At 65.9% G+C, this 5,364-nt stretch carries 8 protein-coding genes; 7 read left to right on the top strand and 1 reads right to left on the bottom strand.

The features are described 5' to 3' along the window. Both M3C17_RS18705 and M3C17_RS18700 read left to right on the top strand, forming a co-directional pair. The coding region (locus M3C17_RS18705; RefSeq protein WP_259979555.1) for a helix-turn-helix transcriptional regulator at positions 1-624 on the top strand (624 nt) is incomplete at its 5' end. Next, positions 624-977 (top strand): hypothetical protein, encoded by a 354-nt coding sequence (locus M3C17_RS18700; RefSeq protein ID WP_074041318.1) that lies wholly within the window; start codon positions 624-626, stop codon positions 975-977. The genes M3C17_RS18705 and M3C17_RS18700, both read left to right, overlap by 1 nt. Here the strand turns inward: M3C17_RS18700 and M3C17_RS18695 are convergent. Continuing rightward, entirely contained in the window at positions 967-1,404 is a 438-nt protein-coding gene (locus M3C17_RS18695; RefSeq protein ID WP_074041316.1) for a MarR family winged helix-turn-helix transcriptional regulator, read from the bottom strand. The genes M3C17_RS18700 and M3C17_RS18695 overlap by 11 nt on opposite strands. A gap of 77 nt (positions 1,405-1,481) precedes the next feature. Here M3C17_RS18695 and M3C17_RS18690 point away from each other — a divergent pair, with 77 nt between their 5' ends. The 5 genes from M3C17_RS18690 (at position 1,482) to msrA (ending at position 5,342) form a co-directional block, all read left to right on the top strand. After that, positions 1,482-1,856 carry a VOC family protein gene (locus M3C17_RS18690; protein WP_074041313.1) on the top strand — a complete coding sequence of 125 codons (375 nt, stop codon included), beginning with the start codon at positions 1,482-1,484 and terminating at the stop codon, positions 1,854-1,856. A 7-nt stretch (positions 1,857-1,863) separates the two neighbouring features. Continuing rightward, positions 1,864-2,727, top strand: coding sequence for a DNA-3-methyladenine glycosylase (locus M3C17_RS18685; RefSeq protein ID WP_074041311.1), 864 nt, complete (start codon positions 1,864-1,866; stop codon positions 2,725-2,727). A 3-nt stretch (positions 2,728-2,730) separates the two neighbouring features. Beyond that, positions 2,731-4,179: a cysteine--tRNA ligase gene (gene cysS / locus M3C17_RS18680; protein ID WP_074041310.1), complete on the top strand. Its 1,449-nt coding sequence runs from the start codon at positions 2,731-2,733 to the stop codon at positions 4,177-4,179. 126 nt (positions 4,180-4,305) lie between these two features. Then, positions 4,306-4,782 carry a peptide-methionine (R)-S-oxide reductase MsrB gene (gene msrB / locus M3C17_RS18675; RefSeq protein WP_020625393.1) on the top strand — a complete coding sequence of 159 codons (477 nt, stop codon included), beginning with the start codon at positions 4,306-4,308 and terminating at the stop codon, positions 4,780-4,782. Further along, positions 4,779-5,342, top strand: a complete 564-nt coding sequence (gene msrA / locus M3C17_RS18670) for a peptide-methionine (S)-S-oxide reductase MsrA (RefSeq protein WP_074041308.1) — start codon at positions 4,779-4,781, stop codon at positions 5,340-5,342. Before msrB ends, msrA begins: the two co-directional genes overlap by 4 nt. The last annotated feature ends 22 nt before the right edge of the window (positions 5,343-5,364 follow it).

Below are 5,364 nucleotides of genomic sequence, written 5' to 3'. Positions count from 1 at the left end.
CTGCCGTTGGGTGTGGTGGGGTTGACGGCGGATCAGATCGGCGAGGTCTCTGGGGTGGATCTGCGTGAGCGGACCTCGCTGGCGGCGCTGCTGCAGTCCGTGCTCGGGGGCGTGATGGACTCCGAGCTCAGCCTGCGCGACGAGGTGGACGTGTTCGCGCCTGTCGCCGACCTGCTGAAAGTGACCCTGCTCAGCGCCCTCACTCCCGACCGCGCCACGACCCGGTATCCGCTGGCCGAGCAGATCGTCACCTACGTGCTCGACAACCTCACCGACCCTGGTCTCGGGGCCGCCCGGATCGCGAAGGACCTGCACGTGTCCGAGCGTCTGCTCTACGCAGAGATGTCCCGCGCCGACATCCGGCTCGCGCAACTGATCCAGTCCCAGCGCCTGCGCCGCGTCCGCGACGCCCTGACCGCACCGGCCACCATCGATGTCCCCATCGGCGTCCTCGCCCAGCAACACGGGTTCGTCTCAGCCAGCCACTTCAGCCGCATCTTCCGCGAAGAATTCGGCACCACACCCCGCCAATGGCGCAACAACACCACACCTCGCCCCGATGAGACCCAGGACGAGAGCCGACTGGACCGCCCGCAGCAGATCAGGCCAGAGGAGACGTACTGATGAACGAGCCGCTATCTGACCTCACCGTCATCGACGCGGAGGAAGTTCGAGCACCGGATATCCCTCGCGCGCTGACGGCCGCATCGATCCTGTACGAGGACGGGGCAACGCAGGCATTCGCCGAGGACGGCAAGACCGTGTACGTCGAGAACGGAAGACCCACGTTGGGGGAGTGGTATGTGGATGCAGAGGGGCAGTTCTGTTCCTTCTGGCCGCCGGACTACCGCGCGTGCTATGAACTGCGCTGGCTCGTCGAAGACGGGCGGATCGCTGGTCTCCGCTTCCGCCGCGGGTCCTACAGCGCCATCGGCCGGTATCAGCTCCCCGGGCCTGACAATGCCGTCAAGGAATGAGCAGGGCGTCGCGGCAACGAGCCAGAAGCTCGTAAAGACGGACGCGCTCCACCGGCTCAACCTCCACGGTCATGCGATGAACGACCGAGGAGACTTCCTCATGTGCGCGTTCGAGGAGGAGTTCTGCGGCATCGTTCAGCACCACGCTCCGTTCCCGCCTGGGCCCAGGATCACTCGAGCGGGTGACCAGTCCCCGCTTCTCCAGCCCCTGAAGCAGCACGTTCATCGACTGGCGAGACACGAACGCGCGCCGGGCGAGTTCGGAGCTCGTGATGCCTGGCGTGTCCTGCAAGGCGGTCAAGCACGCGTACTGCGGCACACTCAGCGCCAGCGGGCGAAGCCGATCGTCCATTCGCTGGTTCAGGAGCGACTGCGTCTCCTTGATCAGCACCCCCAGCGACTCCGGGCTCCGGTCCAATGCATCCATGTCAATAGTTTGACACACACTCCAACGAGTGTCAGGATATTGACACTGGCGATATTGAACAGAACAGGAGCCTGCTCATGGCAGCAACAACCACCGGCCCGGACTTCGTCTCTTTCCAGGTGCGGGACCGCGCCGTCTCCGCGAAGTTCTACGAGGAGCTCGTCGGACTCACACGCCTCCCAGACTCGAACCCCGCGGCGACCGTCTTCTCCGCAGGAGGAGCCGCGTTCGCCGTCCGCGACCCGTTCCCCGGTGTGGATCTCGACGCGATGCCTCAGCTCGGCGCCGGCGCCGGAGTCTGGTTCCACAACGACGACGCGGAAGGCGTGCATGCACGCCTGGTCGACGCGGGAGTGGCGATCGCGCAGGAACCGTTCGAGGGGCCGTTCGGACTGCAGTTCTCATTCCGTGACCCCGACGGCTACGTCGTCACCATTCACGCCCGCGCCTAATGCCACCATGGCGCAGCACACCCTCTCGGTCCAGGTCCTCGGGCCGTGGTCCTTGCGCACCAGCAAGCGGTTCTGGGAAGAATTCACCCCTACCGCGATCGCGGCCGGCGGCGACCCGGACGTCCTCTCTGCGCGCTTTATGAGCGAGCATGACTGGACGCCCGTGTCCGCCCGCGTCACCCAGCGCGGGGAGAGCGCCCAGATCAGCCTGTCCGGCACTGGCGATCTGGCCGCAGCAGCTGAGCAGGTGTGCCGCTTCCTCTCTCTTGATGTGGACGCGCGGGCCTGGGCGGCTGTCGGCGATCGCGACCCGATCATCGCCACCGCCCAAAGGGCTCTCCCCGGATATCGCCCGTGCGGCTTCCATTCGCCCTACGAAGCCGCAGCCTGGTGCGTCTTGTCGCAGCGCACTCGCGTCCCGGTTGCTGCCCGAGTCCGCCGCGACCTTATCGTCGCGCACGGGGACGACGGGGCCTTTCCCGCGCCCGATGCGCTCATCCGCGCCATCGACGCCGGAGAACTGGACCTACCCGGTCGGAAGCCAGACTATCTCCGGGCTGTCGCCGAGGCTGCGCTCACCGGACTGCTCAACGGTCCCCGGCTCCGAACTACGCCCGAAGAATCTGCTCGCCGCGAGCTCCTCACGGTGACAGGCATCGGACCGTTCGCCGCGGACCTCGTCCTTATCCGCGGCGCCAACGCCCAGGACGTCCTTCCGCGCGCGGAACGCCGCCTTTACGCCGAGATCTCCTACCAGTACGGGCCCGAATCGCTGCTTGAGGAGGTCGCAGAACGCTGGCGCCCCTTCCGCTCCTGGGCCGCGGTCCACCTCCGTGCGCTCCGAGAGCAGCGCACCCGTGAGATGAGCTGATCGATGACGTTACGGCTCTTCGACAGCGGAACATCATCGTTGTGCACGTTCGCGCCCCTGCGACCGGGTCGCGTCGGCATCTATCTGTGCGGTCCGACCGTTCAGGCTCCGCCACACGTCGGCCATCTCCGCTCGGCAGTGGTCTTCGACCAGTTGCGACGATGGCTCCAGATCGGCCACGAGCTCGACGTGACCCTGGTCCGAAACATCACCGACCTGGACGACAAGATTCTTGCTGCGAGCAACACGGCGGGCGTTCCATGGTGGGCGTGGGCTGCTCGCCAGGAGAGGGCGTTCGCCGACGCCTATCGCATGATCGGTATCTTGCCGCCGACGATCGAGCCGCGCGCGACGGGGCATACCGCCGAGATGCTTGCGTTCATCGACCGGCTGATCAAACGAGGCCACGCGTACCGAGCGGGAGACGATGAGAGAGACGTCTACTTCGACGTCTCATCATGGCCTGACTACGGTTCTCTGACCTCACAGGAGACCGGCACTCTCCCCGGAGACGAACATGCCGATCAGGCGACGGGGAAACGCGACCCTCGCGACTTCGCGCTCTGGAAATCCGTTCCCTCAGATGTGGCGGTAGGAGAGGCGAGTGCCGCGGGCGCGGCATGGGATTCGCCTTACGGGCCGGGACGCCCGGGATGGCATCTGAGCTGCTCGACGATGATCCTCCGCTACCTGGGAGAGAGCTTCGACATCCACGGTGGAGGGCTCGACCTGCGTTTTCCTCATCATGAGAATGAGCAGGCGCAGTCCCGTGCCGCCGGATACGGATTCGCGCGCTACTGGATGCACAATGGCTGGGTCACGTCCGGCGGCGACAAGATCAGCAAGTCCCTCGGCAACGCGACACCCGTCGACGATCTTCTGCAGGGGATACGTCCTATCGACCTGCGCTACTACCTCGGATCGGCCCATTACCGGTCGAACCTGGAGCTGACCGAATCCGCCCTGCGATCCGCCGCGGCGGCGATGCGCAGAATCGAAGACTTCATCGCCCGGAGCGCGAACGACTCGAGGCAGACGGCGGATGCGAGCAAGCTGCCGGTCGCATTCAGAAACGCCTTGGATGACGACCTCAACATCCCCATGGCCCTCGCCGTCCTCCACGACGAGGTCAGGCGCGGCAATACCGCCCTCACCCAGCACGACGCGCGGGCCGGTGCCGACGCACGGGACGCCGTGCTCGCCATGACGGGCGTCCTCGGCATCAATCCGCACGAGATGCCGTGGGGCAAATCAACCGCTGGACCCCTGCGCGTCGAGCGGGCGTTGGAGATTCTGATCGCCCAGGCGCTCGACCAGCGAGCCCAGGCCCGCACGGTCGGGGACTTCCGCACGGCAGACCGTATCCGTGACGAACTCGACGCCGCCGGCATCGTGCTCAGCGACAGTCAGTCGAGCACGACATGGGTCTTCGGTGAAGCAAATAGCGCATGATCCGAAATAGCAACAGGAGGGTTCTTCAAGTCACAGCCTATTCCCAGATTAGCGGGACCAAACCGCGTCACCCCGGCGTTATCAACAGTGACGCCGCAGCCAGCGGCGCCGGACAAGGAGGAAATCGTGTCGCACGACTACAGCAAGACTTCTGAGGCCCTGAGCCGCCTCAACGACCAGCAGTACCGCGTCACCCAGAAGGACGGCACCGAGCCGGCTTTCCGCAACGAGTACTGGGACAACCACGAGGACGGCCTGTACGTGGACGTCGTTTCCGGGCAGCCCCTGTTCTCATCCACCGACAAGTACGACAGTGGAACCGGATGGCCCAGCTTCACCAAGCCGGTCGTCGCGGACGCCGTCCACACGAAGACGGACCGATCCCTCTGGATGCCCCGCACCGAGGTCCGCTCCACCGGGGCGGACAGCCACCTCGGACACGTCTTCGACGACGGCCCCGCGAACGCTGGCGGCCTGCGCTACTGCATGAACTCCGCCGCGCTGCGGTTCATCCCCGTCTCCGACCTGGAGGCCGAGGGGTATGGCGAGTTCCGCTCACTGTTCGAGACCACCACCACGACCACGAAGGAGCACGCATCATGACCAGTGGAATTCACGACACCGGAGAGGTCACCCGCACACCAGGCACCGAGACGGCCGTCCTCGCCGGCGGCTGCTTCTGGGGCGTCGACGAGCTCATCCGCAAGCAGCCGGGCGTGATCAGCACCCGTGCCGGATACACCGGCGGACAGAACGATCACGCCACCTACCGCAACCACCCCGGCCACGCCGAGGCTGTGGAGATCGTCTTCGATCCGTCGAAGACGACGTACCGGGACATCCTGGCGTTCTTCTTCCAGATCCACGACCCGTCGACCCTGAACCGTCAGGGCAACGACATCGGCACGAGCTACCGCTCGACGATCTTCCCGCTCACCCCCGAGCAGGAGCAGATCGCCAAGGAGACGATCGCCGACGTCGACGCCTCCGGCCTGTGGCCAGGCTCGGCCGTCACCACGATCGAGCCCGCCGGCCCGTTCTGGGAGGCCGAGCCTGAGCACCAGGACTACCTGCAGCGGTATCCGAACGGCTACAACTGCCACTACCCTCGCGCCGGCTGGGTCCTGCCCCGCCGCATCGAGACGACGGAGGCTTCCGTCTGACCATGTACTCGTGGGGGGGGGG

Origin of the sequence: Microbacterium sp. p3-SID336, assembly GCF_025143365.1 — a bacterium.
Taxonomy (GTDB): Bacteria; Actinomycetota; Actinomycetes; order Actinomycetales; family Microbacteriaceae; genus Microbacterium.
The sequence above is the reverse complement of the archived record's forward strand: the minus strand, read 5'-3'. Positions and strand labels throughout refer to the sequence as shown.

Coding starts and splice junctions, on each gene's coding strand:
- M3C17_RS18700 (WP_074041318.1), top strand. CDS start 624: ATGAACGAGCCGCTATCTGACCTCACCGTCATCGACGCGGAGGAAGTT.
- M3C17_RS18695 (WP_074041316.1), bottom strand. CDS start 1,404: ATGGATGCATTGGACCGGAGCCCGGAGTCGCTGGGGGTGCTGATCAAG.
- M3C17_RS18690 (WP_074041313.1), top strand. CDS start 1,482: ATGGCAGCAACAACCACCGGCCCGGACTTCGTCTCTTTCCAGGTGCGG.
- M3C17_RS18685 (WP_074041311.1), top strand. CDS start 1,864: ATGGCGCAGCACACCCTCTCGGTCCAGGTCCTCGGGCCGTGGTCCTTG.
- cysS (WP_074041310.1), top strand. CDS start 2,731: ATGACGTTACGGCTCTTCGACAGCGGAACATCATCGTTGTGCACGTTC.
- msrA (WP_074041308.1), top strand. CDS start 4,779: ATGACCAGTGGAATTCACGACACCGGAGAGGTCACCCGCACACCAGGC.